Raw genomic sequence first — 26823 nt, 5'->3', positions numbered from 1 at the left:
CAATACATGAAGCGCAGCAGGTACCTCAGAGGAAGCTCGCCAGAACCGTCCTAGCCACTCACGACCACGGTGACCAGGACGGACACACGCGTGTTCCCTCTGGCACAAGAAAGTGCCTTCTTCCGCGCCCCCACCCGCACGAGCCATGATCACCACCATGGCCAAGAACGCACCGCCCCGCCCTCTCGACGACGCGGCTCTCAGCGACTTCCTCGCCGAGCACGCCTTCGGCGCCCTCGCGACCCTCAAGCGCGACGGCCGCCCTCACCTCTCCACGGTCGTCTACACGTGGGACCCCGAAGCCCGCACGGTCCGGATCAGCACGACCGAAGACCGCCTCAAGGTCAAGCAGCTCCGCAACAACCCCACCGCCTCGCTCTATGTCTCCAGCGCCGACCACTGGAAATTCGCGGTCGCGGAAGGGAAAGCGGAACTCTCCGAGGTCACCCGGACACCCGGTGACACGGCCGGGCTCGAATATCTCGCCGCCCAGAGCCAAAAGCCGGAGGACGAGGCCGAGTTCCTCGAGACCATCGCGGCCGAACGAAGGCTCTACATCACCCTCAAAACCGACAAACTCTATGGAACGGCCCTCGACATCGCTTAACGTGCACCTGGAAAAGGCCAGGTGAGGAGACGCCCGATGTGGGAAAAGCGGATGGAGTGGCCGCTCAACGCCGCCGCCGTACTGTTCCTGGCGGCCTACGCGTGGCCGATCCTCCAGCCCTCGCTCGGCCACACCGGCCGGGTCTGGTGCGAGGTCGTCACCTGGGTCGCGTGGGCGGTCTTCGCCCTGGATTACGTCGTCCGCCTGAAGCACGCCAAGGACAAGCGGGACTTCCTCAAGAAGAACCTCTTCGATCTGCTGATCATCGTGCTCCCGCTCATCCGGCAGCTGCGGCTGCTCCGGCTGGTCACGGTGCTCAACGTCCTCAACCGCAACGCCGGCCTGTCGTTGCGCGGCCGCGTCGTGGTCTACACGGTGGGCGCGACGGCGCTCGTCGTGTTCTGTTCGGCGCTCGCCGTACTCGACGCCGAACGCACTCAGACCGACCCGCCGATCACCGACTTCCCGGACGCGGTGTGGTGGTCGATCACGACGATCACCACGGTCGGTTACGGCGACCGCTATCCCATCAGCGGCACCGGCCGGATCGTCGCGGTCGGGCTGATGGTGGCCGGGATCGCGCTGCTCGGTGTGGTCACCGCGACGCTGGCGTCGTGGCTGATCCGCCGCGTGACCGAGGCCGACGAGAACGCGCAGGCCGTGACACGCGAGCACCTCGACGAGCTGACCCGCGAGGTCAAGGCGTTGCGGGCCGAGCTCGCCGAGCAGCGTGCCGTGGTCAGTCCCGCAGCATCGGAGCCGCTAGGTACTGCTCGGGGATAGCGAAGGCGTCCACGAGTGTCCGCGCGTGCGGGCGCAGGTCGGCGCACAGGGCGTTCACCGCGGCGGTGACGGCCTTCGAGCGCCCGGAGGTCAGGCGTCCGTGTTCGAGGAACCAGCCACGATCCGCTTCGATGTTCGCGAGCGCGTAGAGGTCGCACACCCGCTCCAGCAGTTCGCGGGCCTCGGCGTCGGCGCAGCGCTCGATGGCGTCGACGAACGCTTCCAGCACCACCCGGTCGACGTGCGCGCGTCCGGCACGGAGCACGTGGTCCTGGGCGTCATTGAAGACACCGAAGACGCCGGAGGGGTCCGAGCTACCTTTACGCAGGCGCTGCGCGACGCCGCCGAGTACGTGTTCTTCGCGGTCTTCGAACAGCTTCAGGTGCCACTCGCGCGAGTACAGCACGTCGCCGTCGTCGGCCTCGGTGAGCCGTTCGACCACCTTGCGCGCGGACGTCCGTTCGATCACGGCTTCGACGAGCTGCTCCGCCACGAAACGCGCGGTCGCGAGCGGGCTGAGGTCCTCGAATTGGTCCTTGTAGCTGGTCAGAAGGCCCTTCGCGACCAGCTGCAGCAACACGGTGTTGTCACCCTCGAAGGTGGTGAAGACGTCTGTGTCGGCCTTCAACCCGGGAAGCAGGTTCTCCGAGAGGTAGCCCGAACCACCGCACGCCTCACGGGCGGCCTGGATGGTCGCCGTCGCGTGCCAGGTCGAGACGGCCTTGATCCCGGCAGCGCGCGATTCCAGCTCTCGTTGCTCTTCCTCCGGCGCGTCCTCGGCGATGTCGTTCAGCTTCGACACGAGTGCTTCCTGCGCGAAGTGCAGGGCATACGACGTCGCCAGCGCGGGCAGCAGTTTCCGTTGGTGGGCGCGGTAGTCGAGGATCACGACCTCCTCGCCGCCGGGGCGCGCGAACTGCCGCCGCTGCTCGCCGTACCGGACGGCCAGCGCGAGCGCGCGCTTCGTCGCGCTGCCGGCGCTGCCCGCGACGCTGACCCGGCCGCGGATGAGGGTGCCGAGCATCGTGAAGAACCGGCGGCCGTCGCTTTCGATCGGGCTGCTGTACGTGCCGTCCTCGGCGACGTCACCGAACCGGTTGAGGAGTGCCTCGCGCGGAACCCTCACCTGGGTGAAAGTGAGCCGTCCGTTGTCGACGCCGTTGAGGCCCGCCTTGCGGCCGCAGTCCTCGATTTCGACGCCGCTCACGTTCTCGCCGCGGATCGGCACCAGGAACGCGTGCACGCCGCGTGATTCGCCGCCCGTGATCAGCTGTGCGAACACCACCGCGAGTTCGCCGTCGCGGGCGGCGTTGCCGATGTACTCCTTCATCGCGCCCCGGTCCGGTGTGTGCACGACGAATTCGCGGGTGGCCGGATCGTAGGTCGCGGTGGTGCGCAGATGCTGGACGTCCGAGCCGTGGCCGTGCTCGGTCATCGCGAAGCAGCCCAGCAGCTCCAAATCCTTGATCTTCCGCAGGTAGCGCTCGTGGTGGCGTTCGGTGCCGAGCAGTTGCACCGCGCCGCCGAACAGACCCCATTGGACACCGGCCTTGACCATCAGCGAGAGGTCGCCGAAACCCAGCATCTCGAACGACATCACCGAGCCGCCGACGTCGCCGCCACCACCGTGCGCCGGGTCGAACCCGAGCCCCGGCCGGTCGGTGCGGGCGAGCAGCCGCAGCCATTCGAGCACCTGGGCGCGGTGCGCTTCGACATCCAAGTCGACGGGGTCCTTGAAGTCTTCCGCGGCCATCTGCGCGCGCACCGCGCGACGGAGCCCGGCCCACCGTCCATCGAGGACGGTGGTCAGCGCGTCCGGGTCGATCTTCGCGGGAAGTCCTGGTGTGTCCACGATTCCTCCGATGCGGTGCGGTCTGCGTTCAGCCTGCCGCACCGCATCCGGGGACGCAGCACGAATCCCGGTCGATCGTCGTGACCCCGGCCTCAGGAAAGGTCCGGTCCCTGAGAACGGAGATCGTCCACCTTGGTCATCGCCTCCCGGAGCTCGGCGAGCCAGTCGTCCGCGTGTTCCCCGACCAGCCGGACGGCCCACGCGAGCGCCTCCGACCGCGACCGCGCGACGCCCGCGTCGACGAGGGTGTCGAGGACCAGGCGTTCCGGCTGCCGCAGCCTGGTCATGACCGGCGCCGAATGCGTGGTGAACAGGTGCCTCGTGCCGCCGAGGCTCGCGCCCCAGGCGACCTTGCGCTGATACCGGTGCTCGGCCTGGCGCGCGATCTCGATCCGCTCGTCGCGGGTCTCCTCGCGGAACCGGCTGATCCGGCCGTCCTCGGCCGCCGCGCGGGCGGCAGCGTCGGCGTACTCACCGGTGAGCGGCTGAAGTTCGCCGACGATGACGATCTCCTCGCGATCCACCGTGACCTCGGGATCTCCGGTGAACCAGCCCTCCGGGAGCCGTCCGCCGAACCACGCGGCCGCGTCGTCCGCCGAGGGGATGTCCGCCTGCTGCCAGCCGCCCCGGCCCTTCCAGCCACTTCGTCCCATCTGCCTCGCCGCCTTGAAGTAGGTGTGCATGCTCGCCTCCGCGATTACATGATTACAACGCTATCGACGCTACGCCCGCAATGGCCGAGATTCACTCGTGTTCTCCCCCGGCGAAACCCGAGGCAACCTGATGACCTGCGCCGACGTGTTCCCACCAGCAGATGACGGAAAGGGGAACCTCATGCTGAAAAAGGCCATGATCGGCGCTCTGATGCTCGGAGCGGCCCAGCTGGCGGTGATCGCGCCCGCCACGGCGACCACCGATCCCAGCTGGTACCTCGGCCCGAGTGAAATCGGGCCCGGGGAGCAGATCTACGCCGAGACCAGAGCCGGAGCGGGCGGCTGTACCCCGAAGGGACCGGTGACCTCGCCGGGTCTCGCCGAGCCGATCACGTGGACCATCGGCGGGAACTTCGGGAAATACGGCGGCTACGGGCGGGTGGTGAAGACTCCCGGCAAGTACGTCGCGACCCTCACCTGCTCCGACGGCCGGAAGTCGACCCGGCCGTTCACGGTGACCGGTGTTCCGCCGAGCACCACTACCAAGCCGCCGACCTCCACGAAGCCGCCGAAGCCGACGAAGTCCACCACGACGAAACCGAAGGCGCCGCAGGTCGCGGTGAAGCCGGCGGGGGCTCCGCAGACGGGCGGCGGCGCCTTCGGCCCTATGGCGTGGGATTGGTGAGCTGAGCGCGCAGATCCTCGGCGGTGGTGACCGGGCGTTCGCAGACATAGCCGCGGCATACGTACGCGGCGGCGGCGCCCTCCACCAGCGGCCGGTCGGCGAGCAGTGGCACTCCCTCGGCGTCCGGGACACCACTCACGACGACGGCGCCGTCCGGTGCCGACGCGACGGCCGCGGCCAGCAAGTCCTTGCGTGAAGCGGCATCCGTCCCGACGACCGCCACCTGCACCGGACCGGCGGCCGCGGCTTCGGCGACCGTGAGCCAATGCCCGGCGAACCGCGGCGCGTGGGCGGCGAGCCGTCCCGCGCGCGCCAGCGCCTGTTCGGCCGCCTCGCGGTAGCGGCCCACCTGGTCGTGTCCCGCCAGCACGGACGCGGTCAGCAATGCGTTCGCCAGTGCCGAAGCCCCCGCCGGGCTCGCGTTGTCGGTCGGGTCGGAGGGCCGCTGCACCAGCACTTCCGCGTCGTCGGCCGTGTCGTAGTAGGCACCCGTCGAGTCCGGGACGCCGAAATGGGCCAGCGCGAGGTCCAGCAAGGTGACCGCGTCGGCCAGCCAACGCGGCTCGCCGGTCGCCTGGTGGAGTTCGAGCAGCCCCTCGGCGAGACACGCGTAGTCCTCCAGCACGCCCGCCGTCGTGCCGACGACGCCGTCGCGCGAGGTCCGGCGCAGCCGTCCGTCCACGAAATGGTTGTCCATCAGGAAAGCCGCGGCACGAGCCGCCGCGTCGATCCACTGTGGACGGTTCAGCCGTGAACCAGCTTTGGCGAGCGCGCCGATCGCGAGCCCGTTCCACGCGGCGATGACCTTGTCGTCGCGGGCGGGCTGAGGACGCTCGTTTCGCGCGGTCAGCAGCGTGCGGCGAACTCGCGCATAACGCGTTTCGTCCTCTGGATGCGGCTCACGCAGCCGCAGCGTCGACGCGCCGTGCTCGAAGTTGCCCCGTTCGTTCACCTGGAACAGTTCGGCGGCCCAAGCGCCGTCCTCCTCGCCGAGCACTTCGGCGAGTTGCGCGGGAGTCCAGACATACGTGAGGCCCTCGACGCCGTCGGTGTCCGCGTCGAGCGAAGCGGCGAAGCCTCCCTCAGCCGTCCCGAGGTCGCGCAGTAGGAACTCCGCGGTCTCTTCGACCGTCCGCCGCGCGTACTCGAGGCCGGTCACGCCGTGGAACTGCGCGTAGAAACGCAGGAGTAAACCGTTGTCGTACAGCATCTTCTCGAAGTGCGGCACTTCCCAGCGCGGGTCGACGGAGTAACGCGCGAACCCGCCGGCCAGCTGATCGTTGAGCCCGCCGAGCGCCATCGCCTCCGCTGTGTGCTCGACCGGGGAGAGATCGGAGCCGGTGCGCTCGTGGTGCCGGAGCAGGAAGTTCAACGCCATCGTCGGCGGGAACTTGGGTGCTCCGCCGAATCCGCCGCTCGCGCCGTCGTATTCCTTGCGCAGTGAAGCGACCGCGGACTCCAGCGCCGCACCGTCCACAACGGACTCGGGCAGCGGCCCGCTCTTCTCCGTGAGGTGGGCGATGATCTGCCGGGCGCCGGAACGCAGTTCGTCCGGGCGCTCACCCCAGGCTTCGGCGACCGCGACGAGCAGCTGCGGGAACGACGGCATCCCCGGCCGCGGCGACGGCGGGTAGTAGGTGCCGCAATGGAACGGCTCACCCTCCGGGGTCAGGAAACACGTCATCGGCCAGCCGCCCTGCCCGGTCATCGCCTGGGTGGCCGCCATGTACACCGAGTCGATGTCCGGCCGCTCCTCACGGTCCACCTTGATGTTGACGAAGTTCGCGTTCATCAGCGTCGCGGTGGCTTCGTCCTCGAAGGACTCGTGCGCCATGACATGGCACCAGTGACAGGCCGCGTAGCCGACCGAAAGCAGGATCGGCACGTTCCGCCGTTTCGCCTCGGCCAGCGCCTCTTCACCCCAGGGCCACCAGTCCACCGGGTTCTCGGCGTGCTGCAGCAGGTACGGACTGGTCGCGGCCTTCAGGCGATTCGACATGTCACCAGGGTCGCACGCGGAAAAGCGGGCGCGCAGAACGGCCGTCTGCGCGACACTCATCCGGTGCTCCTGACCATGACGACCACCCGGAACCCAGCCACCGACCTGGGCTTTCTCCTGCACAAGCATCCGGAGAAGGCACAGTCGTTCACGCTATCGGCCGGGAAGGCGCACGTCTTCTACCCCGAGGCGGCCGAGGAGCGCTGCACGGTGGCGCTGCTGGTCGAGATCGACCCGGTCGACCTCGTGCGCGGCGGCGGGACGTCGTTGACCCAGTACGTCAACGACCGGCCGTACGCGGGCGGCTCGTATCTGGCGGTGGCGCTGCGCGCGGTCTTCACCACGGCGCTGGCCGGGCGGTGCGCGAACCGGCCGGAACTGGTCGACGAGGCGTTCCCGCTGGAGATCCGCATGCCGTCGCTGACCGCGCGCGGCGGCGCGGAGGTCGTCCACAAGCTGTTCGAACCCCTCGGCTGGCAGGTCGAGGCCAAAGCCATCCCGCTCGATCCCGAATTCCCGCAGTGGGGCGATTCCCGCTACGTCGACCTCCGGCTGACCGGGACCCAGCGCGTCGTCGACGCGTTGCGGCACCTGTACGTCCTGCTGCCCGCTCTCGACGGCGACAAGCACTACTGGATCGGCCAGGACGAGGCCGACAAGTTGCTGCGCGTCGGCGAAGGGTGGCTCGCGGGACATCCGGAACGGGAGCTGATCACCAACCGGTACCTCGAACGCCGTCGTCCGATCGTTTCGTACGCGCTCACCCGGCTGGCGGAAGCGGACGACGTGCCCGCGGAGGCCGAAGCGCGGGTCACCGAACTACCGGACCGGCCCGAACCGCTGGCCGTCCAACGGCACGGGAGCGTGCTCGCGGCGCTCCGGGCGGCGGGCGCGCGGCGGGTGCTCGACCTCGGCTGCGGCGGTGGCGCGCTGCTGCGCGTGCTCCAGAAGGAACCGTCGTTCACCGAAATCGTCGGAGTCGACGTCTCCGCGAGCGCGCTCGACATCGCAGACAAGCGGCTGAAGGACAAAACGCGGATCACCCTGAAGCAGTCCGCGCTGACCTACGCGGATCCGTCGCTGGCCGGATACGACGCGGCCGTGCTGATGGAGGTGATCGAGCACGTCGACGAGGAGCGCCTGCCCGCGCTGGAGCACGCCGTGTTCGGTGTCGCCGCGCCGCGGACCGTGCTCGTCACGACGCCGAACGCCGAATACAACCGGCACTTCGAATTCCTCGGAGAAGGCCGGTTCCGGCACGCCGACCACCGTTTCGAATGGACACGCGAGCAGTTCCGCGCGTGGGCCGACGGCGTCGCCTCCCGGCGCGGCTACGACGTCCGCCACCTGCCAGTGGGACCCGAGTCCCAAGAATCAGGACCGCCGACCCAAATGGCGGTCTTCACGTCTCGGAAGGAGGCCGTGGCATGAAACTGACCATTCCCGACATGTCCCTCGTCGTGCTCGTCGGGGCCTCCGGCTCCGGCAAGTCGACCTTCGCGCGGACGCATTTCGCGCCGACACAGGTGCTGTCCAGCGACTACTTCCGCGGCTTGGTGGCCGACGACGAGAACGACCAGAGCGCGTCGGCCGCCGCTTTCGACGTGCTCCACTACGTCGCGGCGAAACGGCTCGAAGCGGGCCGGATCACGGTGATCGACGCGACGAACGTCCAGCGCGCTTCCCGGGCCGGTCTTTTGAAGCTGACCAAGGAGTACGACGTCCTGCCGACGGCGATCGTCCTCGACCTGCCGGTGAAGGTCTGCCAGGAACGCAACGAGTCCCGACCCGATCGTGACTTCGGCGAGCACGTCGTCCGGCGTCAGCGCGGCGAGCTGCACCGCTCGCTGAAGTCGTTGGAACGCGAGGGTTTCCGGCGCGTGCACGTGTTGCGGAGCGAGGCCGAGGTCGCCGAAGCGGAGATCGTCGTCGAGCCGCTGCGCAACGACCGGCGTGAGCTGACCGGACCGTTCGACGTCATCGGCGACGTCCACGGCTGCCGCGAGGAACTGGAGGAACTGCTCACCGAACTGGGTTACGCCGACGGCGTGCATCCCGAAGGCCGCACCGCGGTCTTCGTCGGCGACCTCGTCGACCGCGGACCTGACACGCCCGGCGTGCTGCGCCGCGTGATGGCGATGGCCGAGGCCGGCAACGCGCTGGTCGTCTGCGGGAACCACGAACAGAAGTTGGTCCGCGCGCTCGACGGGCGCAAGGTCAGGACGGCGCACGGACTCGCGGAGTCGCTTGAACAGCTTTCCGCGCAGGACGAGGACTTCCGCGCGAAGGCGCACGCGTTCTGCGAAGGACTCATCGCGCACTACGTCCTCGATGGCGGCAAGCTCGTCGTCGCGCACGCGGGCCTGCCCGAGAAGTTCCACGGGCGCGCGTCCGGCCGGGTGCGGAGCACCGCGCTCTACGGCGACACCACCGGCGAGACCGACGAGTACGGCCTGCCGGTGCGGCTGCCGTGGGCGCGCGACTACCGCGGCAAGGCGATGGTCCTCTATGGACACACGCCGACACTGGAGCCGGAATGGGTCAACGGGACCATGTGTCTCGACACGGGCTGCGTCTTCGGCGGCAAGCTGACCGCTTTGCGTTACCCGGAGCGGGAAGTCGTCTCGGTGAAGGCGAAGAAGGTCTGGTACGAGCCGTCACGTCCGCTCGAAGCAGCGCGGCCGCTGGGCGGACGTGAGCCGGCGATCCTGGAACTGGGCGACGTCACCGGGAAGCGGATCGTCGAGACACGGCACCACGGCCGGGTCGGCGTGTCCGCCGAACAGTCGGCGGCGGCGCTCGAGGTGATGAGCCGCTTCGCCGTCGACCCGCGCTGGCTGCCGTACCTGCCGCCGACGATGGCGCCGTGTTCGACGTCCGCCATGGACGACTACCTCGAACACCCCGTGGAGGCCTTCGCCGAGTTCCGCGCGGCAGGTGTCGATCACGTCGTGTGCGAAGAGAAGCACATGGGCTCACGTGCCGTCGTGCTCGTGTGCCGCGACGACGGCGTGGCTCCCGCGCGATTCGGGATCCAGGGTCCGGGCGCGGTGTACACGCGCACCGGGCGGCCGTTCTTCACCCCGGAACAGAACGCGCGGCTGCTCGCCGGTGTGCGGGAAGCGTCGTCGGAGCTGTTCGAGGAGCTGGACACCGGCTGGCTGCTGCTCGACACGGAACTGCTGCCGTGGAGCGCGAAAGCGGGCTCGCTGATCTCGGGACAGTACGCGGCCGTGGGCGCGGCGGCCCAGGCCGTGCTGCCCGCCGCCGTCGCTTCACTGGACGCCGCCGCGGCTCGCGGGGCCGACGTGGCGGAACTGTTGGAGCGGACGCGGGTACGCGAGTCCACTGTGGATGCGTACCGGCAGGCGTACCGGCGTTACTGCTGGCCGACCGACGGCCTCGACGGCGTCCGGCTGGCGCCGTTCCAGGTGCTGGCTTCGGAAGGGCACGCGTACCACGACCGGCCGCACGCCTGGCACCTTTCGCTGCTGGACCGGCTCACCGGCGACCTGTTCACCCGCACGCGGACCCTCGCCGTCGACACCACCGACCCGGCGTCGGTGGCGCGCGGCGTCGACTGGTGGCTGGACCTGACCGGCGCGGGCGGCGAGGGCATGGTCGTCAAACCGGCGGCGAACCTGACCCGCGGCGCGCGTGGGCTGGTGCAGCCAGGAGTGAAGGTGCGCGGGCGGGAATACCTGCGGATCATCTACGGGCCCGACTACACGCTGCCGGAGAACCTCACGCGGCTCCGCAAACGCGGGCTGAACCGGAAGCGGGCACTGGCGTTGCGCGAGTACGCGCTGGGGCTGGAGGCGCTGGAGCGGCTGGCCCGCGCGGAACCGCTGTGGCGGGTGCACGAGTGCGTGTTCGCGGTGCTGGCGCTGGAGTCGGATCCGGTCGACCCTCGCCTTTGACGCGCTTCGGGAATGCTATGAAAGGTCCTTTCCTTGCAAAATTTGCAAGGAAAGGACCTTTCATAGCAGCGCTCAGTCGGACTTGGCGGTCGGCTTCTCCGTCTTGGCGACGGGCTCGGCGTCAGCCTTCGAAGCCTCGGGAGCCTCTTCCGAAGAAGAGGAGGCGGCCGGCTCGTCGAAGCTCTCCGGAAGCCGCTTCAAGTGCTTGGTCATCGACCGCACCAGCAGCGCGACGGCGATCAAGAACAGGATCAGGATCAGGAACCCCACCGGCGACGACTTGCCGAAGTCCTCACCTTGGCCGCCGTTGTCGCCGTTGCCGGGCTGCTGTGCCAGGAACTGCGACGTCGCCGTCACCGGAACGACGGCGAACGCCGGCACCACGAAACTCATTAGCCCTCCTTCAAACCGGCGAACAGATCGTCCTCCGGCAGGGTGCTGTCCACCAGTGAGCGGACCAGCTCGTACTCCTCGGTCGGCCAGACCTCGCGCTGCAGATCGCGCGGGACGGCGAACCAGCGGCTGTTCGGGTCGATCTGGGTGGCGTGCGCCTTCAGCGCGTCGTCACGCTGCTCGAAGTAGTCGCCGCATTCGACGCGGGTGGTCACCCGCTCCATGACGTCCGCCTTCTCCGGGTCCCACGACTTGAGCCACTCCTCGTACGGCGACTCCAGGCCGCGCGCGAGCAGGGCCTCGTGGAACACGGTCATCCTGGCGCGTGAGAACCCGTGCACGTAGTACAGCTTCATCGGCTGCCACGGCTCGCCCGCGTCCGGGTAGCGCTCGGCCTCGCCCGCCGCGTCGAAGGCCGCGACCGAGATCTCGTGCGTGCGGATGTGGTCGGGATGCGGGTACCCGCCGTTCTCGTCGTAGGTGACGATCACGTGCGGACGGAACTCGCGGATGACCTTCACCAGGGCACCGGTGGACTCCTCGAGCGGGATGACCGCGAACGAGCCCTCCGGGACCGGGGGCAGCGGGTCGCCCTCGGGCAGGCCAGAGTCGACGAAGCCGAGCCAGGCGTGGCTCACCCCGAGGATCTTGGCCGCGCGGGCCATCTCCTCGCGGCGGACCTCGGTCATGTTGGCCACTACTTCGGGACGGTCCATGGCCGGGTTCAGCACACTGCCCGCTTCGCCGCCGGTGCAGGTCACGACCATGACCTCGTGCCCTTCGGCGGCGTACCTGGCCATGGTGGCCGCGCCCTTGCTCGACTCGTCGTCGGGGTGCGCGTGCACCGCCATCAGGCGGAGGCGTGACTTCGGCGGTTCATTGGCTAGCACCATGCTCCGAACGTCCCCTTCTCGTTCCCTATTCCCCTGCGACCCTGCCTGACGGCCCGCGCTGCCGGGCGCGGATACTCGAGGGGACCACTCGCATACGACCCCATTGTCCCTGCGAGCACGACGACACCGACCGGGAGGCCCGGGTTGAGCACGGGACAGGACGCTCCCTCCGCGGAAAGCACCCGGATGGACGTGCCGGAAGGCCGGTACGGCAAACCCCGTGCCGCGAAGCCCGCCCGCTGGCGGCGCCTGGTGTTCGTGGTGATCGCACTGCTGGTCAGCGGCGGTATCGCCTACGCCGCGTACGCGAACTTCGGCAGCGCGCCCATCGAAGGCGAACGCGTCTTGTTCGAGGAGAAGCCGGGCGACGCGATGGAGATCACCATCAACGTGACCAGGGACGACGTGAACCGTCCAGGGGTGTGCGTCGTCCGCGTCCGTGACAAGGCCGGGGCCGAGAGCGGGCGTAAAGAGGTCCTGATTCAACCCGGTTCGAAGAACAGCAGGGTGACTACCACCATCAAGAGCATCGGAAAGCCGGTCACGGCTGATATCTTCGGATGCTCATACGACGTACCACGGTACCTGTCAAGGCCATAGCGGCCAACGGGGTGAAACGGGCGCCCAACGCCGAGGCGCGACCGAATTCGACCGGCGGCGATGCCTCGCGCCGTGTTACTCTGATCTACCGGCACGGCCCAAGACGGGCCGTGTTTTTCCTTTATCTCAGCCAGGCCGGCGCGCCATGCCGGCCCGGTGGCCGGCTTGTACACCCAAGCCTGGCAGGCCCTACTAGGAGATGGTGACCGTGAGCGACACAAAGGTGACCTGGCTGACCCAGGATGCCTACGACAGGCTCAAGCAGGAACTCGACCACTACATCGAGCTCCGCCCGGTCATCGCTGCGAAGATCAACGATAGCCGGGAAGAGGGCGACCTCAAGGAGAACGGCGGTTACCACGCCGCCCGCGAAGAGCAGGGCCAGCACGAGGCCCGCATCCGCCACCTCCAGGAGCTCCTCCGTTCGGCCAAGGTGGGCGAGCCGCCCGCCAATGACGGCAGCGCGGGACCGGGCAAGGTCCTCACCGTGCGTTACGACGGTGACGACCAGGACGAGAACTTCCTCTTGGCGACTCGCGAAGAGGGCACCGAGGGCGGCCTGGACGTCTACTCGCCGGAGTCCCCCCTCGGCAAGGCGCTGCTCGGCGCCAAAGAGGGCGAGACCCGCGAGTACGAGCTGCCCAACGGCAGCATCCAGAAGGTGACGCTCGTCAAGGCCGTGCCGTACACCGCCAAGTAAGCCCCCGCGCGCCCGGCCCGATATGGCCGGGCGCGCATATGAGCCGTTAGCGTGACTTCCGGAGAAATCTGGAGGGAAACGATGAGCGAGCTACCGATCTGCGTCGCCTGCGGCATGCAGTACGCGGAACCCCGGTCCGACTGCCCGATCTGCGACGACGAACGTCAGTACGTCCCGCAGGCCGGACAGCGGTGGACCGATCTGAACACCGTCCGCGCGAGCGGGACGTACCGAGCGCGTGTCGAGGAGCAGGGACCCGGCCTCATCGGAGTCGGGTCCACCCCCAACTTCGCCATCGGCGAGCGCGCGCTGCTGGTCAAGGCCGAATCCGGCAACTTCCTGTGGGACTGCGCGGGCTATCTCGACGACGAGCTGATCGCCGAGGTCCGCGGACTCGGCGGGCTCACCGGCATCGCGATCAGCCATCCGCACTACTACACCACCATGGTCGAATGGGCCCACGCCTTCGACGTGCCCGTGTACCTGCACGAAGGCGACCGGCAGTGGATCGGCAGGCCGGATCCGGCGATCAAGCTGTGGAGCGGCGCGACCCTCGACGTCGCCCCCGACCTGCGGCTGATCAACCTCGGCGTGCATTTCGACGGCGGCACCGTGCTGCACTGGCCCGCCGGGGAGAACGGCCGCGGAGCACTGCTCTCGGGCGACATCCTGCAGGTCATCCCGGACCGGCGCTTCGTCGGCATGATGTACAGCTACCCGAATCTGATCCCGGAACGCCCGGAGGTCGTCCGCCGCGCCGCCGAGATGCTCGAACCGTACGAGTTCGAGGCGATCTACGGCGCCTGGTGGGACGCGATCATCCGCACCGACGGGCACGAAGCGGTCCAGCGGTCGGCGAAGCGGTACCTCGGCCAGGCCGGCTAGCTCCGCGCCAGCCGTTCCAGCAGCGGCCGTACGCGCGGCGGAACCGGCGTCGACAACGCGATCGACGTCGACGTCCGCCGCACGTACGGCGCGCCGACCACCTCGTCCACCACCCGCTGCAGGTCGTCGTTGTTGCGCGCCACCATCCGCACGAAGAGGTCGCCCTGACCGGTCGTCGCGTAGACCTCGCACACCTCGTCGATCGCGGACAGCGCCTCCGCGACCTCGGCCCGGCGGCCCTGCGCGATCTCCAGTACGGCGAACGCGGTGAGGCCGTATCCCATCGCCGCGAGGTCGAGTTCGGGCGGGAACCCGCCGAGGATCCCGCGTTCGGTCAGCCGGTCCAGCCGGGCCTGCACCGTGCCCCGCGCGACGCCGAGACGGCGGGCGCATTCGAGGACCCCGAGCCGAGGCGAATCGGTGAGCAACAGCAGCAGCCGCGCGTCCAGCGCGTCGAGTGCTTCCGACATCGGGCCTACTTCCTACACAGGTTGTCCACTTTGACCGCGCCCCCGCAGCCATCACTGGTCATAGTGCACAGCGAAATCTTTGACCATTGCGCATTTTGTCACGCGTTCGGATCCTTCATGACATGACGCACACAGTGGAACCCCAGGGTGCTCTTGACGACGTGAGCTACGACCAGCTGCGTCAGCTCGTCGGCCTCGTCGACCACGACTCTTCGACCGACCCCTTCCCGGTGAAGTCGATGGACGCGGTGGTGTTCATCGCGGGCAACGCCACGCAGACCGCGTGGTTCTACCAGGTCGCGTTCGGCATGCGGCTCGTCGCGTACTCCGGCCCCGAGACCGGGAACTTCGAGCGCAAGTCGTTCGTGCTGAAGTCCGGCTCGGCGCGCTTCGTGATCACCGGCGGCGTCAAGCCCGACTCCCCGCTGCTCGACCACCACCGCCGCCACGGCGACGGCGTCATCGACCTCGCGCTCGAGGTCGCCGACGTCGACCGGTGCATCGAGCACGCCCGCTCGCAGGGCGCCACCGTCCTCGAGGAGCCGCACGACGTCTCCGACGAGCACGGCACCGTGCGCATCGCCGCGATCGCGACCTATGGCGAGACCCGCCACACGCTGGTCGACCGGTCGAAGTACACCGGCGTGTACCTGCCCGGTTACGAGCCGCGCGAGAGCAGCGTCGTCCGCCCCGAAGGCGCGCCGAAGCGGCTGTTCCAGGCCGTCGACCACTGCGTCGGCAACGTCGAACTCGGCAAGATGGACTACTGGGTCGACTGGTACCACCGCGTCATGGGCTTCGTGAACATGGCGGAGTTCGTCGGCGACGACATCGCGACCGAGTACTCGGCGCTGATGAGCAAGGTGGTCTCCAACGGCAATCACCGCGTCAAGTTCCCGCTCAACGAGCCGGCGATCGCGAAGAAGAAGTCGCAGATCGACGAGTACCTCGAGTTCTACGGCGGCGCGGGCTGCCAGCACATCGCGCTGGCCACCAACGACATCGTCGCGACGGTGAAGGCGATGCGCGCGGCGGGCGTCGAGTTCCTCGACACCCCGGACTCCTACTACGACGACCCGGAGCTGCGCGCCCGGATCGGCGAGGTCCGGGTGCCGATCGAGAAGCTCAAGGAGCACCGCATCCTGGTCGACCGCGACGAGGACGGCTACCTGCTGCAGATCTTCACCAAGCCGATCGGCGACCGGCCGACGGTGTTCTACGAGCTCATCGAGCGGCACGGTTCGCTCGGTTTCGGCAAGGGCAACTTCAAGGCCCTGTTCGAGGCCATCGAGCGTGAGCAGGAGCGTCGCGGCAACCTCTGACCCCGGCAGTTCGCAGGGCGTGAAAGGGCTCTTCATCGCACTTTGTGCGGTGAGGGGCCCTTTCGCTGCGTGACGGGGCCGACTTTGTCGTCCCGGAGTGGTACACCGGATGAGCACTAAACTTCGAACACACCGGAACCGGTGGCGTCTTCGGACCGTCAGTGTGAAGACGTCAGCACACAGCTTTTGGAAGGGTCCCGATGCCGGACAACGTCGACGCCAGCGAACGAATGGTGGACGACTGGACGAAGCAGATCCAGGAGACCGCCGCGCGCTATCAGGCGATGGCCGCCCGCATGCAGGGCCAGACCGTGACGGAGCGGTCGAAGGACAACACCATCGAGGTCACGATCGACTCGAAGGGCCTGCTCACCAACCTCGTCATCGCCGAAGCCGCGAGCGGCAAACGGATGGCCGAGGTCTCGTCGCAGGTCATGCGCCTCGTCCAGCTCGCGCAGTCCCGCATCCCGGAACTGCTGCAGCAGGCGATGGCCGAGACCGTCGGAACCACCGACGAGACCGCGAGCCGGGTGATCGCGGAAGCGCAGAGCACCTTCCCGGAGGCTCCTCCGGAGGACGACATCGCCCCGCCCGAGCCCGAGCGGCACCTCCGCTTCGGCCCGGAAGACGAAGAGCCCCCGCCGCCGCCCGCGCAGGCGAATCCGCCCCAGAATCCACCACAGCCGAAGCCGATCCCGCGCCGCCGCCGCACGCAGGACGACGATGACGACGAATTCGGCGGCAGCATCCTTTCGTAGACGTTCATCCGGCCTGGTAGAGGGGAGAAACCATGGCAGGCAAGGGTTATGAGCTCGGCGCCGACCTCGACGCGCACTCGAAGCAGATCGACGGCATCGCCGACGGGCTGCGCACGGCGGTCGACGCCGCGCAACAGGTGAGCATGCCGACGGACGCGTACGGGATCATCTGCCAGCCGTTCCGGATGATGCTCGACCCGGTCGAGCAGTTCGGCATCGACGCGCTGAACAAGGCCGTCGAGGCCGCGACGACGGTGGCGAACAACGTGCGGTCCGCTTCCAACGCCTACCGGACGCAGGACGAAAACTTCGCCGCCGAGTTCAAGAACGCGCAGGTGCCTGACTGATGCCCGAGGGGAACCCGCTCGTCGCGAAGGCGCCGACGGATGGCGACGGCCCCGGACCGCTGACGGCCGGGAACAGCGATTACGGCTACGCGGCGGGCATCGGTGTCGCCGAGTCGGCCATGGACGCCTTCAACGGCATCTCGAACGGCGACTGGATCGGCGGTGGGCTCGGCGTCCTGAGCCTCGCGGGCGAGATCGCCAGTGCCGCGATCGACCCGTTCGGCTATCTGATGTCGTCGGTGGCGTCGTTCCTGATGGAACACATGCAGCCGCTGAAGGACATGCTGGACGCCGTGGCAGGCGATCCGCCGGTCATCCAGTCGTACTCGGAGACCTGGGGCAACGTCGCCAAGAAGCTGGAAGACACCCAGGTCGACCTGGCGAACAAGGTCAAGAACGGCACTTCCGGCTGGACCGGCGAGGCCGCCGACCAGTACCGCAAGCAGGCCGCGGAGCAGGCAGAGGCGATCAGCGCGGCGCCGACGGTCGCGGGCGGGATCAGCACCGTCGTGATGATCTTCGGCGAGATCGTCGCGTTCGTCCGTGAGTTCATCCGCCAGCTGATCGCGGACGCCGTCGGCAAGCTCATCGCGTGGGTCATGGAGACGGTGTTCTCCCTCGGTTTCGGCACGCCGATCGTGGTCGCGCAGGCCGTCACCGCGATCGCCAAGTGGGCCGCGAAGATCGCCGACAAGCTCAAGGAACTGTGCGACGCGATGCGGCGGGTCTCGCCGCTGCTCGGCAAGCTGGCCGACGTCTTCGAGAAGATCATCAAGATCTTCGGCAAGATCGCGGGCAAGGTCACCGGTCTGGACGTGATCAACACCAGGAACATCAAGCCGGGCGGCTTCGTCCAGCGCGGCGGCAGCGGCGGTGGGTCCGGCGGATCCGGCGGCGGCACGGGCTCCGGCGACGGCCCGGACGGCGACGGTTCCGGCAGCGGCTCGGGCGACGGCTCCAACGGTTCGAACGGCTCCGACGGCGACTCGGGTTCTTCCGGCGACTCCGGTTCTTCCGGCGACTCGGGTCGCTCGGGTGATTCCGGCGGCGACAACCCGTCGAACACCACGCGAGCAGGCGACGGCGGCGGTTCACCGTCCACAAGGGACGGTGGCGGTTCCTCCCGCTCCGACGGCGGCTCTCCCAGCCGTGCGGGCGATGGCGATGGACCGTCCACTTCGGACGGTAACTCCGGCGGCACGCCGGACGGGGGCTCTCCCAACGCCGCCCGCTCCGGCAACGGGTCTCCCGGCGATTCCGGCACCCCGAACCGCACGCCCGACAACGGCTCCCCGAGCCCGAACCGCGCGGACACCGGCGGTTCGCCGAGCAACACACCCGACGCCGCCCCTCACACCCGTACCGACAGTGGCGGCTCTCCCGCTCCGCACACCCGCACGGACAGCGGCGGCTCACCCAGCAACACACCCGACGCGCCGAACACCCGCGCCGACACCGGCGGCTCACCCAGCAACACACCCGACGCACCGAACACCCGCGCCGACACCGGCGGCTCACCCAGCAACACACCCGACGCACCGAACACCCGCCCCGACACCGGCGGCTCACCCAGCAACACACCCGACGCACCGAACACCCGCCCCGACACCGGCGGCTCACCCAGCAACACACCCGACGCACCGCACACCCGCCCCGACACCGGCGGCTCCCCCAGCCACACCGGCGACGGCGGCGGCTCGCCCCGGACGCACGGCGGCGACGGCGGCGGCTCACCCACGCCCCGTTCCGACCCGTCGCCCGGCCAGCACGGCGGTGGTAACGCCGGTGACGGCGGCAGCCCCACCCGGCCGACCGACAGCGGCACGACGACCAGCGGTACCGCGCCCACGGCACCACGTCTCGGCGACGCAGGCCCGTCACACGTGCCTTCGCAGCGTGGCGGTACCGGGGGCGACGGTTCGCCCGGCGTCCCGCCGCAGGGTCAGCCGATGGCCGGCGGCATGCCGCCCCAAGGCGCGCCGGGTGGTACTCCCGGCGGCACCCCGGGTTCGCCCGGCGGCAGGCCGCAGGGCGGCGGCTGGACGGGCACGCCCGGTTCGCCGCGCACCCCGGACACGCACGCCCCGCGTACTCCCGACACCCACACCGGCCCCGGCCGCGGTCCTGGCCAGACCGGCCCCGGCGGACGGCCGAACCAGCCGCAGCCCGTCGCCCGTGGCAACGACTTCGGCCCCGGCGCCCAGCCGCACACCGGCACGCACGGCCCCGGCAACCGGCCCGGTGGCACCGGTCCCGGCAACACCGGACCGGGCGGCCGCGGCCCCGGCGGACAGCCGCATTCGCCGGACGGTCACGGCCCCGACGGGCACGGCCCGCGTCAGGACCCGAACGGCCATCCCGACGGTTCACCGCACGACCGCGGCCCCGACGCAGAGCCGGATCGTCCGCTGACGCCCGACGAGGTCAACCAGCGGCATTCCGAAGGCACCCCCGCGGGTAGCTCGTACCACCGCGGGGATCCGGACATGGGCGACCTGCCACACCGGGTCCAGCCGGATCCGGACGGCCGCTACACGGTCGACGTCCACGTCACCCCGGACGGGCACGCCCGGATCGGCAACCGCACCTACACCCCGGAAGAGTTCGCGGACATCCTGCGGCGCAACGGGGATTACGACGGCCGCCCGATCCGGCTGATCGGCTGCGACGCCGGCTCGAACGACTTCGCGCGCCGTCTGTCGCGTGAACTCGACACCGAGGTGATGGCGCCGAGCAAGCCGGCGTGGACCGACTCGAACGGGCGCGTCTTCTCGTCCGACTACGAGATCGGCCCCGACGGCCGCACCCGGCCCCGGATCCCGCCGAACGGTGAATGGGACGTCCACAGCCCCGACGGCACCGCCCGCCGGGCGAGCGACGACGGCTTCACCCCGGACACCTCGCACGCGGACAAGCAGGACGTGGACGCCGACAGCGCCCGCGACCGCGGCCAGGGCGACGACCTCAACCCCCAGCACCAGATCGAAGGGCGCTGGGACGAGCCCGATTTCACGCCGCCCGCCCGTCCCGTCCAGCTACGCGACGATCAGTCGTTCTTCGACCCGACGACGCCTCCGCGCAGGCTCGACCCGGACACGCGGTACGACGTCACCGACGCGGACGGCAACGTGCGCAGCCGGGTCTACACCGACGCGAACCGCAACGTGACGCACGTCGACGCCGTCGCGCCGAACAGGCTGCACGGCCCCGGTAACCCGGAGATCATGCGCCCGGCGCCGAACTCCGACTACCGCGTGCAGGTCGGTCATCGGCACGACACCTTCCCGACCGACGCGGACGGCAACGTCCGGACGGTGACGCACACCGACGTGAAGACCACGCAAGGCACCCGGGACGTCACGCGGATCGGTGACATCGAGTCCCCGCCGAAGCCCCGTGACCAGGTGCGGATCGAGGCGGACGACCCGCGGGCGCCGGGTGCGAACGACGCGTTCAGCCACCGGACCGATCTGGACGCGAACACCCGCTACCACGTCACGGACGCGGACGGGAACTCGCGCGGCAGTTTCCAGACCGACGAGCACGGCAAGGTCAAGTGGGTCGACACCCCCGAGGGCGCGAACAACCCGGAGCTGAGGGATCCGCTGCCCGACAGCAACTACCGGGTCGACCGCGGCCCGCTTCACCAGGAGTACCACGTCGGTCCTGATGGCAGGCCGGAGCACGGTCAGGGCTACAACCCGCCGCAGGCGACAGGGACCCCGGTCGATCACCCGAACGCGGTCAAGCAGGACGAGGCCTTCAACCGCCAGCACACCGACGAAAACGGGAACCCCAGGCTCGACGCGAACGACAGGCCGACGCTGACGCCGAACAGCGTCCACCGGCCGACCGACGAGTTCGGCCACCCGCGGGGTGAGTTCCAGACCGACGGGACCGGGCACATCAGCCACGTCGACACCACCAGTGGCCAGCGAGCCAGGACCAACCCGGAGGTCGGGGCCGCACCGGACGGCGCGAACATCACCCAGGACGGGCACTACGGAACCAGGAACGCCAAGAACGTCCAGGATTCGTGGCCCGCACCCGACCGCGAAGTCACCTACTCGCACCAGGTTCCGCCCAAGAGCGAGAACGCGGTCGCCCACCAGAACAAGGACCCGCGCGGATTCACCGACGGTGATCCGAGCTCGATGTCCGACGCCCAGCAAAAGGCGATCAGCGACAAGCTCGCGCACAAGGATCCGATCGCGGGCCGGGACAATCTGCCGCCCAACACCCGGATCCACGTGGTGGACAAGGACGGCCTGCCGTACGGGTCGTTCCAGACCGGGCCGGACGGCAAGATCACCCACATGCACACCGGGCAGCCGTTCAACGCGGATATGAACAACCCGCCGCCGAACGCGGTGGTCCGGGTCGACCACGGCCTGGAAATGCACGACGCCGACGGCAACCCGCTGGGCAGGCAGTCACCCGGCGAGATCCACCGGACGGACGCGCGAGGCAACACCGTGGTGACATCGGCTCCCCCGGACCCGGGTGGTGCCAGCAACATCCGGCGTGACGGCTCGGCGCAGAGCCAGGTCGGCGGGATGGGCGGCAAGGACGCGTCCGGGAAGAACATCGACGACGGCGGCCACCACCGTGGCACGTCCGTCGGCGGCTCCGGCGAAGCGCTCAACCAGGGCTCGCAAGGCCGTGTGGACAACAGCAACGCGGGCGCCAAGGAGCTCAAGGAGACCTACGACGCGGACGACAGCTGGTACCGGATGGAGCGGGATCGGGACGACAGCGGCCTCGCGGGTAGGTTGGAGAACGAGGACACGTTCGAACTTCGGGATGCCGGTGTCGACGACGCGCACACCCGTCAATACCGGGCTTACGGCCCGGACACCGAAGGCCGGATCTCGGTAATCGTCAGGAGTTTCCCCAATGACCACAACAACCCACTCTGGCCCGATGACTTCCGGGGGTGAGAGTCACGAGGACCTGATCCAGCAGATCGGCATCGCGCTGCTCAACCTCGTTCCGGAAGAAGGCTGGCGGCGCATCGACCTGGTCAGCTCGATGACCGTGCCCGTACAGGATCTCGGCCTGACCGTGATCATGGACGACGGCTCCCGTCCGGAGATCGCGCCGCCCACCGAGCTCAACGTGATCCTCGCGAAGCTGCGCACGCTGCTGTACGAGCCCGGCCGCGGAACCTGGTTCTCGGCACGGATTTCGCTGAACCCGCCGGGGCAGATCTTCTTCAACTACAACAACGACTACGAACCGGTCCTCACGCCGCCGATGGAACCGGGACACTACGTCGAAGACCTGAAGAAGTTCCCCAGGGATCCTGAGCACATCCCGGGCTGGCTCGGCGCGAAGCTCGCGGCGGCGGAAGAGAAGGAGCAGAACTGATGCCGATGCCCGTTGTGCCCACGAGCGCGGCACAGGCGAACGAGCTGTTCAAGGACTTCACCACCTGGATGGTGCATTCCGTACCCGCGGACTGGGAGCAGCTGTTCATCATCTTCCGTTCCGTCGGTGACTACTACGAAATCTCCGCCCAGGTCCTGACCGTGATGGGCACCGGAACCCCGTGGACACCGCCGGAGGGCGTCGCGGACTTCTTCGTGGAACTGCGCGACAGCATGGCGAAGCCGGGCGAAGGCGCGTGGAGTTCGGTCCGCTATCACCTCGTACACCCGGGCGGGTACTCGGCCGAGTACAACTGGGACAACGAACCCGTTTGGGATCACGTCCCGCCCGCCGAGTTCTTCGCGCAGGAGCTGGAGCGCTACCCGCGGACCGGTGAACGCGCGGAATGGCTTCAGCGACGTGCCGCCGGCCAGGCGGACTGACGATCGGTGAGCGAGGGCAGATGAGCCGACCACAACAACCGGTGAACCAGCAGCAGCAACAGCAGCTCGTCTGGCAGATCGGTCACGCCCTCGCGACGCCGCTGCCGCCCGGCTGGCAGCAGATGCGCGTCGAGTACCGGGCGGCGGGCAGGCATGTCGAGGTCGACCTGCTCGTCACCGGTCAGGACGGTCTGCCGCGCCCGGTGCCGCCGAACCCGGAAGCCGTACGACTGATCGGGAACCTGCGGTCGGGGATGTACCAGCCCGGCCGAGGGACCTGGCTGAGCGCGATCCTGGTCTACGGTTCGGCGACCGTGCTCAGTACGGACTTCCTCGCCGATGTGGAGCCGCCGTGGCGGCAGGCGCCGCCATCGATCGGTTTCCAGGACGAGCTGCGCTTCTTCCCGCGTGCCGAACAGAACATCCCGCCGTGGCTGCGGCAGCGAGCGGGGCTCGACGCCGCGCCGCGGGCCGAGGCGCCGGTGGCCACTCCGCCCGCGGAAGCGCCGGAAGACCTGAAGTCGCCGCGGGTCTACGACGGGCTCGACGAGTCCGGTCGTCCGGTGGTGAACCGCGAGCCGCTGCCCCCCGCCGAACGGGATCGCGTGCTGGAGTACCTCGACGGCGCCCCGGTCGTGCTGGCGTCGCGGACTTACGAGGCCGATGCCTTCGATCCCGACAGGGAACCGTTGGTGCCCTTGAACTTCCGTACGGACGGCCGCTGGTACTGGCCGGGCGCGGTCGCCTACTACCTGCGCGAGCACGACGTGGCGCCCGACCCCGAACTGCTCGGCCACATCCGGGCGTCGCGGTTCACCCTGCCCGAGGTCGGCGAGCCCGAACGCGAACTCGCGGTCGCCGCCATCACCGGTCAACCGTCCACTTAGGACTACGTGTTTCGCGGGCACCCGGACGGCCGGATGATGCCACCTGACGGATACGTCACGTGACAAGTTCACCGTCCGGGTACTCTTGACGATGGCGGCGAAGGCGACCAGGGAGCGCGCATGGCACGGGGGAACATCGGCAGGGTCCGGGCGACCCGTTCCGCCGGGATGCTCCCGGTCGTGCTGGCCCTCACTTCGGCCGCGCTGCTGACCGGCGCCGCCGTCTACACGGTCGACCGCGCCGGTTGCGTGGATCCGGGCCAGTACATCCGGCACGACAACCACATCGAACTCGTCGGCGGCTGCATCGACGGTTCCGAGCTGCCTGCCGCACCTAAGGGCACTTCGCACGAGGCGGACGCGAAGAGCGGCATCGCACCCAGCAACTTCCGCCCGTAACCCGGGCGCTTCCTCCCACCACACCGCGCTGACCAGCGCGAACGGAGGAAGGGACCTTTGCTGTCACTCATTGAGGGGTAAGGCAAACGTGTCGTGTCTCGGGTGAGACGGTGGGCTGGGTGACGCGGCACCGCACTCGCGAGTGCGGCATCCAGGCACGCGAGTCACGCCTTGCCGACCGGCCGCCGAGGTCACAGCCGTCCCACGGGTCACCAGGGCCACATCTGAAAGTAGCGAAAGCCTCCTTCACTACCGTCAGAGTAGGCAAAGAGGCCCTCACTACCAGAAGAACGCCTACGCAGGAGCGACACCGGCCCCACGCCACGTTTGACCTGCGGCTCAATAGTTAGCGTGGGTACGCTAACGATAGCAAGGGTCCCTTGCTATCGCCTGGGTTCGGCGGCGGTCAGCCCAGGGCCTTGGCCAGATCGGCGACCAGGTCGCTGCCGTCCTCGATGCCGACGGAGAGGCGCACCAGGTTGTCCGGCACTTCCAGGGTGGATCCGGCGGTGCTCGCGTGCGTCATCCGGCCCGGGTGCTCGATGAGCGATTCGATCCCGCCCAGCGACTCGGCGAGGATGAACAGCTTCGTCTTCGCCGCGACGTCGAGCGCGGCCTGCTCGCCGTCGATGTGGGTGAACGAGATCATCCCGCCGAAGCGCCGCATCTGCTTCGAAGCGACCTCGTGGCCGGGGTGCTCCGGCAGGCCCGGGTAGTAGACACGCTCGACCTTCGGGTGCTTCAGCAGCATCCGGGCGATCAGTTCGGCGTTGTCGCTGTGCCGCTCCATCCGCAGCGCGAGGGTCTTGATCCCGCGCAGGGTCAGCCACGCGTCGAACGGACCGGGCACCGCACCCGCCGCGTTGCGCAGGTAGAACAGCTGCTCGCGCAGTTCGTCCTCGTTCGTCAGGATCGCGCCGCCGACGACGTCGGAGTGCCCGCCGAGGTACTTGGTCGTCGAGTGCAGGACGACGTCGGCACCCAGCGAAAGCGGGTTCTGCAGGTACGGAGTGGCGAAGGTGTTGTCGACGACCAGGCGCCCGCCGGCGCCGTGCGCGGCTTCGGCCAGCGCGGCGATGTCGGCGATCCCCAGCATCGGGTTCGTCGGCGACTCGCACCAGATCAGCTTCGTCTCCGGCCGGATCGCGGCGCGGACCTCGGCGATGTTGCCGAGATCGGCGACCGTGTGCTCGACGCCCCACAGGCTGAGCACCTTGTCGATCAGCCGGAATGTGCCGCCGTACGCGTCGTTGCCGAGCACGAGGTGGTCACCGGGCCGCAGGGTCGCCCGCAGCAGGACGTCACTGGCCGCCATCCCCGACGCGTAGGCCAGACCGTGCCGGGCGCCTTCGAGCGCCGCGAGCGCGACCTCCAGCGCGGTGCGCGTGGGGTTCGCGGTGCGGGAGTACTCGTAGTCGCCTTCGCGCGTGCCGCCGACGCCGTCCTGCGCGTAAGTCGAGGTCTGATAGATCGGCACGATGACCGCGCCGGTCCGGGGATCAGGGGTCTGCCCGGCGTGGATCGCGCGCGTCTCGAAGCCCAGCAGAGAGTAGTCGTCGGCCATACGGTCCAGGGTACGACCACCCGCTCGAGATCCCATGGTCTGGGACCGAATTCACCACTGCCCGGGTGGTGGTCCACCCTGCTGCGGCCCACCGGGGGCGGGTGGATAGCCGGGCTGCGGGGGCGGGTAGCCGAAGTTCGGCGGCGGCCCGGCGAGGGCGGGCTGCTTCTTGGCCGCCAGCCAGCGCGCCGTCGGCGGGATCAGCGCCAGCACGAGGGTCGCGATCGCCGGGATCGGCACCACGATGAGTAGCAAGCCGACGCCGAAGTGCGAGGTCACTCCGCTGTACGAGAAGAAGAAATGGGAGCCGATCGCCTCCATCAGGAAGATCGACGCCACGAGAAGGATCGTGGCGCCGGCCCCGATCACGGTGAGCACTCGCCCGGCTTTCTTGCGCAGGAGCAGCAGGATCCCGCCGCTCAAGAGCAAGGCCGCGGAGAGGAAGTCGAGCACCGCGCCGATCACGAGGAACGAAACCGTGAAATCGACGAGTTCGATGACGTGGAACGCGAGCCCGGCGAGAAACCAGAGCCCGCCGAGGATCGCGAGGATCCCGGCGATCATCCCGGTGGCACCGCTCGGCTCCCGTGCCACTCCCTGCTGCGGGTAGGCGCCCGGTGGCGGATATCCGCCCTGCGGCGGGTACTGCTGATAAGTCATTTCTCCCCCTGTCGAAAACTCTCGCCTCATCCTGCCAGCCGGACGGCTCACCAACCGCCTTGCTGGGGAAACTGATTCTGCGGCCGATAGGACTGGGCCGGGGCAGGCCGCCGGCGCAGGTACTTCCACGTCGGCGGGAGGATCGCCAGCAGCAGGGCCAGCAGGCCGAACACGATCATGGCCAGGCGGAGAACGCCGTCGAAGGTCGCGAACCGGAGCAGGATGTCGAGGTGGATCCGGTACGGCACGCGGAACGCGATCGGCTCCAGCACGACGGCCACGATGGCGAGCAGTGAGCCGAGGATCAGCAGGACGGCGCCGATCACCGAACGGAAGAACGTCGTCAACGCGCCGATCAGCAAGAACAACGCGGCGAGCAGGTAGAGCACCAGTTCGATGAGCGCGAAGGCGGGCAGGTTCGAGAGGCTGAAACCCGACGGGAGTCCGATGAAGTAGCGGATCGGAATGAAGCCGGACGCGAGGGCCCCGAGTAGCCCGAGCACCGCGGCGATGATCGCCGTCGCGCCGGAGGGCCGGGCCTGTTGCGCGGGATAGCCGAAACCTGCCGGTCCGGGCTGCTGTGCGGGATATCCGTACGGACCGGTCACGTCGCTCCCGTCGGCAAGGGGTGAG

General features: G+C 69.0%; 25 protein-coding genes. 16 read left to right on the top strand and 9 right to left on the bottom strand.

Annotated elements, in window-relative coordinates:
• Positions 1–157 precede the first annotated feature (157 nt).
• Together DMH03_RS10805 and DMH03_RS10800 are read left to right on the top strand one after the other, a co-directional pair.
• A complete protein-coding gene (locus DMH03_RS10805; RefSeq protein WP_125791883.1) occupies positions 158–607 on the top strand; it encodes a pyridoxamine 5'-phosphate oxidase family protein in 450 nt (149 codons plus the stop codon).
• 36 nt (positions 608–643) lie between these two features.
• The gene (locus tag DMH03_RS10800) at positions 644–1390 is read left to right on the top strand and encodes a potassium channel family protein (RefSeq protein ID WP_125791882.1); all 747 of its coding nucleotides are present in this window, start codon (positions 644–646) and stop codon (positions 1388–1390) included.
• On the opposite strand, the gene DMH03_RS10795 is transcribed toward DMH03_RS10800, so the two are convergent.
• Together DMH03_RS10795 and DMH03_RS10790 are read right to left on the bottom strand one after the other, a co-directional pair.
• On the bottom strand, positions 1347–3242 hold the full coding sequence (locus DMH03_RS10795) for an acyl-CoA dehydrogenase (RefSeq protein ID WP_125791881.1): 1896 nt from the start codon (positions 3240–3242) through the stop codon (positions 1347–1349). The genes DMH03_RS10800 and DMH03_RS10795 overlap by 44 nt on opposite strands.
• Positions 3243–3334: 92 nt before the next feature.
• Positions 3335–3895, bottom strand: coding sequence for a hypothetical protein (locus tag DMH03_RS10790; protein ID WP_125792869.1), 561 nt, complete (start codon positions 3893–3895; stop codon positions 3335–3337).
• 181 nt (positions 3896–4076) lie between these two features.
• Between DMH03_RS10790 and DMH03_RS10785 the strand changes: the two genes are divergently transcribed.
• Complete coding sequence (locus DMH03_RS10785; protein ID WP_233611414.1) at positions 4077–4580, top strand: hypothetical protein; 504 nt, start codon at positions 4077–4079, stop codon at positions 4578–4580.
• On the opposite strand, the gene DMH03_RS10780 is transcribed toward DMH03_RS10785, so the two are convergent.
• A complete protein-coding gene (locus DMH03_RS10780) occupies positions 4561–6579 on the bottom strand; it encodes a thioredoxin domain-containing protein (protein WP_125791879.1) in 2019 nt (672 codons plus the stop codon). The two genes, DMH03_RS10785 and DMH03_RS10780, sit on opposite strands and share 20 nt — an antisense overlap.
• Before the next feature lie 63 nt (positions 6580–6642).
• On the opposite strand from DMH03_RS10780, the gene DMH03_RS10775 reads away from it, so the two are divergent.
• Positions 6643–8010 carry a 3' terminal RNA ribose 2'-O-methyltransferase Hen1 gene (locus DMH03_RS10775; protein WP_125791878.1) on the top strand — a complete coding sequence of 456 codons (1368 nt, stop codon included), beginning with the start codon at positions 6643–6645 and terminating at the stop codon, positions 8008–8010.
• Positions 8007–10499, top strand: coding sequence for a polynucleotide kinase-phosphatase (locus DMH03_RS10770; RefSeq protein ID WP_125791877.1), 2493 nt, complete (start codon positions 8007–8009; stop codon positions 10497–10499). Before DMH03_RS10775 ends, DMH03_RS10770 begins: the two co-directional genes overlap by 4 nt.
• Positions 10500–10571: 72 nt before the next feature.
• On the opposite strand, the gene DMH03_RS10765 is transcribed toward DMH03_RS10770, so the two are convergent.
• Together DMH03_RS10765 and mca are read right to left on the bottom strand one after the other, a co-directional pair.
• Entirely contained in the window at positions 10572–10892 is a 321-nt protein-coding gene (locus DMH03_RS10765; RefSeq protein ID WP_125791876.1) for a hypothetical protein, read from the bottom strand.
• A complete protein-coding gene (gene mca, locus DMH03_RS10760) occupies positions 10892–11785 on the bottom strand; it encodes a mycothiol conjugate amidase Mca (RefSeq protein ID WP_125791875.1) in 894 nt (297 codons plus the stop codon). The genes DMH03_RS10765 and mca overlap by 1 nt, the downstream gene beginning before the upstream one ends.
• A gap of 144 nt (positions 11786–11929) precedes the next feature.
• Between mca and DMH03_RS10755 the strand changes: the two genes are divergently transcribed.
• The 3 genes from DMH03_RS10755 to DMH03_RS10745 all read left to right on the top strand — a co-directional run bounded on the left by DMH03_RS10755 (position 11930) and on the right by DMH03_RS10745 (position 13970).
• Positions 11930–12385 (top strand): DUF4307 domain-containing protein, encoded by a 456-nt coding sequence (locus tag DMH03_RS10755; RefSeq protein WP_125791874.1) that lies wholly within the window; start codon positions 11930–11932, stop codon positions 12383–12385.
• Positions 12386–12584: 199 nt separating this feature from the next.
• Positions 12585–13085 (top strand): transcription elongation factor GreA, encoded by a 501-nt coding sequence (gene greA, locus DMH03_RS10750; RefSeq protein ID WP_125789446.1) that lies wholly within the window; start codon positions 12585–12587, stop codon positions 13083–13085.
• A gap of 81 nt (positions 13086–13166) precedes the next feature.
• Entirely contained in the window at positions 13167–13970 is an 804-nt protein-coding gene (locus tag DMH03_RS10745) for an MBL fold metallo-hydrolase (RefSeq protein ID WP_125791873.1), read from the top strand.
• Here DMH03_RS10745 and DMH03_RS10740 read toward each other — a convergent pair.
• Positions 13967–14440 carry an Lrp/AsnC family transcriptional regulator gene (locus tag DMH03_RS10740; RefSeq protein WP_034305441.1) on the bottom strand — a complete coding sequence of 158 codons (474 nt, stop codon included), beginning with the start codon at positions 14438–14440 and terminating at the stop codon, positions 13967–13969. The two genes, DMH03_RS10745 and DMH03_RS10740, sit on opposite strands and share 4 nt — an antisense overlap.
• Positions 14441–14562: 122 nt before the next feature.
• Between DMH03_RS10740 and hppD the strand changes: the two genes are divergently transcribed.
• The 8 genes from hppD to DMH03_RS10700 all read left to right on the top strand — a co-directional run bounded on the left by hppD (position 14563) and on the right by DMH03_RS10700 (position 23966).
• Positions 14563–15762, top strand: a complete 1200-nt coding sequence (hppD, locus tag DMH03_RS10735) for a 4-hydroxyphenylpyruvate dioxygenase (RefSeq protein ID WP_125791872.1) — start codon at positions 14563–14565, stop codon at positions 15760–15762.
• Between the two features lie 200 nt (positions 15763–15962).
• Complete coding sequence (locus tag DMH03_RS10730; protein ID WP_125791871.1) at positions 15963–16520, top strand: YbaB/EbfC family nucleoid-associated protein; 558 nt, start codon at positions 15963–15965, stop codon at positions 16518–16520.
• Positions 16521–16552: 32 nt separating this feature from the next.
• Positions 16553–16867 (top strand): type VII secretion target, encoded by a 315-nt coding sequence (locus tag DMH03_RS10725; protein ID WP_125791870.1) that lies wholly within the window; start codon positions 16553–16555, stop codon positions 16865–16867.
• Positions 16867–21807 (top strand): hypothetical protein, encoded by a 4941-nt coding sequence (locus DMH03_RS10720; protein WP_125791869.1) that lies wholly within the window; start codon positions 16867–16869, stop codon positions 21805–21807. The genes DMH03_RS10725 and DMH03_RS10720 overlap by 1 nt, the downstream gene beginning before the upstream one ends.
• Positions 21791–22237, top strand: a complete 447-nt coding sequence (locus DMH03_RS10715; protein ID WP_125791868.1) for a hypothetical protein — start codon at positions 21791–21793, stop codon at positions 22235–22237. Before DMH03_RS10720 ends, DMH03_RS10715 begins: the two co-directional genes overlap by 17 nt.
• On the top strand, positions 22237–22680 hold the full coding sequence (locus DMH03_RS10710; RefSeq protein WP_125791867.1) for a hypothetical protein: 444 nt from the start codon (positions 22237–22239) through the stop codon (positions 22678–22680). The genes DMH03_RS10715 and DMH03_RS10710 overlap by 1 nt, the downstream gene beginning before the upstream one ends.
• Positions 22681–22700: 20 nt before the next feature.
• Complete coding sequence (locus tag DMH03_RS10705; protein ID WP_125791866.1) at positions 22701–23567, top strand: ferredoxin; 867 nt, start codon at positions 22701–22703, stop codon at positions 23565–23567.
• A gap of 120 nt (positions 23568–23687) precedes the next feature.
• Positions 23688–23966 (top strand): hypothetical protein, encoded by a 279-nt coding sequence (locus DMH03_RS10700; protein WP_125791865.1) that lies wholly within the window; start codon positions 23688–23690, stop codon positions 23964–23966.
• 406 nt (positions 23967–24372) lie between these two features.
• Here the strand turns inward: DMH03_RS10700 and DMH03_RS10695 are convergent, their stop codons facing one another.
• Genes DMH03_RS10695 through DMH03_RS10685 form a run of 3 tightly spaced genes read right to left on the bottom strand, consistent with a single transcriptional unit; the run spans position 24373 to position 26798 of the window.
• Positions 24373–25530, bottom strand: a complete 1158-nt coding sequence (locus DMH03_RS10695; RefSeq protein WP_125791864.1) for a cystathionine gamma-synthase — start codon at positions 25528–25530, stop codon at positions 24373–24375.
• Between the two features lie 51 nt (positions 25531–25581).
• Positions 25582–26190 carry a hypothetical protein gene (locus DMH03_RS10690; protein ID WP_125791863.1) on the bottom strand — a complete coding sequence of 203 codons (609 nt, stop codon included), beginning with the start codon at positions 26188–26190 and terminating at the stop codon, positions 25582–25584.
• Positions 26191–26237: 47 nt separating this feature from the next.
• A complete protein-coding gene (locus DMH03_RS10685) occupies positions 26238–26798 on the bottom strand; it encodes a hypothetical protein (RefSeq protein ID WP_125791862.1) in 561 nt (186 codons plus the stop codon).
• Between the last annotated feature and the right edge of the window lie 25 nt (positions 26799–26823).

The sequence above is a fragment of the Amycolatopsis sp. WAC 01376 genome, assembly GCF_003947415.1.
GTDB lineage: Bacteria > Actinomycetota > Actinomycetes > Mycobacteriales > Pseudonocardiaceae > Amycolatopsis.
This window is presented reverse-complemented; position numbering and strand designations above follow the sequence as displayed.

Excerpts from the sequence above, each read along its gene's own strand:
- DMH03_RS10805 (WP_125791883.1), top strand. The coding sequence starts at position 158 with ATGGCCAAGAACGCACCGCCCCGCCCTCTCGACGACGCGGCTCTCAGC.
- DMH03_RS10800 (WP_125791882.1), top strand. The coding sequence starts at position 644 with ATGTGGGAAAAGCGGATGGAGTGGCCGCTCAACGCCGCCGCCGTACTG.
- DMH03_RS10790 (WP_125792869.1), bottom strand. The coding sequence starts at position 3,895 with ATGGGACGAAGTGGCTGGAAGGGCCGGGGCGGCTGGCAGCAGGCGGAC.
- DMH03_RS10785 (WP_233611414.1), top strand. The coding sequence starts at position 4,077 with ATGCTGAAAAAGGCCATGATCGGCGCTCTGATGCTCGGAGCGGCCCAG.
- DMH03_RS10780 (WP_125791879.1), bottom strand. The coding sequence starts at position 6,579 with ATGTCGAATCGCCTGAAGGCCGCGACCAGTCCGTACCTGCTGCAGCAC.
- DMH03_RS10770 (WP_125791877.1), top strand. The coding sequence starts at position 8,007 with ATGAAACTGACCATTCCCGACATGTCCCTCGTCGTGCTCGTCGGGGCC.
- DMH03_RS10765 (WP_125791876.1), bottom strand. The coding sequence starts at position 10,892 with ATGAGTTTCGTGGTGCCGGCGTTCGCCGTCGTTCCGGTGACGGCGACG.
- mca (WP_125791875.1), bottom strand. The coding sequence starts at position 11,785 with ATGGTGCTAGCCAATGAACCGCCGAAGTCACGCCTCCGCCTGATGGCG.
- greA (WP_125789446.1), top strand. The coding sequence starts at position 12,585 with ATGGTGACCGTGAGCGACACAAAGGTGACCTGGCTGACCCAGGATGCC.
- DMH03_RS10745 (WP_125791873.1), top strand. The coding sequence starts at position 13,167 with ATGAGCGAGCTACCGATCTGCGTCGCCTGCGGCATGCAGTACGCGGAA.
- DMH03_RS10740 (WP_034305441.1), bottom strand. The coding sequence starts at position 14,440 with ATGTCGGAAGCACTCGACGCGCTGGACGCGCGGCTGCTGCTGTTGCTC.
- hppD (WP_125791872.1), top strand. The coding sequence starts at position 14,563 with ATGACGCACACAGTGGAACCCCAGGGTGCTCTTGACGACGTGAGCTAC.
- DMH03_RS10730 (WP_125791871.1), top strand. The coding sequence starts at position 15,963 with ATGCCGGACAACGTCGACGCCAGCGAACGAATGGTGGACGACTGGACG.
- DMH03_RS10725 (WP_125791870.1), top strand. The coding sequence starts at position 16,553 with ATGGCAGGCAAGGGTTATGAGCTCGGCGCCGACCTCGACGCGCACTCG.
- DMH03_RS10720 (WP_125791869.1), top strand. The coding sequence starts at position 16,867 with ATGCCCGAGGGGAACCCGCTCGTCGCGAAGGCGCCGACGGATGGCGAC.
- DMH03_RS10715 (WP_125791868.1), top strand. The coding sequence starts at position 21,791 with ATGACTTCCGGGGGTGAGAGTCACGAGGACCTGATCCAGCAGATCGGC.
- DMH03_RS10710 (WP_125791867.1), top strand. The coding sequence starts at position 22,237 with ATGCCGATGCCCGTTGTGCCCACGAGCGCGGCACAGGCGAACGAGCTG.
- DMH03_RS10705 (WP_125791866.1), top strand. The coding sequence starts at position 22,701 with ATGAGCCGACCACAACAACCGGTGAACCAGCAGCAGCAACAGCAGCTC.
- DMH03_RS10700 (WP_125791865.1), top strand. The coding sequence starts at position 23,688 with ATGGCACGGGGGAACATCGGCAGGGTCCGGGCGACCCGTTCCGCCGGG.
- DMH03_RS10695 (WP_125791864.1), bottom strand. The coding sequence starts at position 25,530 with ATGGCCGACGACTACTCTCTGCTGGGCTTCGAGACGCGCGCGATCCAC.
- DMH03_RS10690 (WP_125791863.1), bottom strand. The coding sequence starts at position 26,190 with ATGACTTATCAGCAGTACCCGCCGCAGGGCGGATATCCGCCACCGGGC.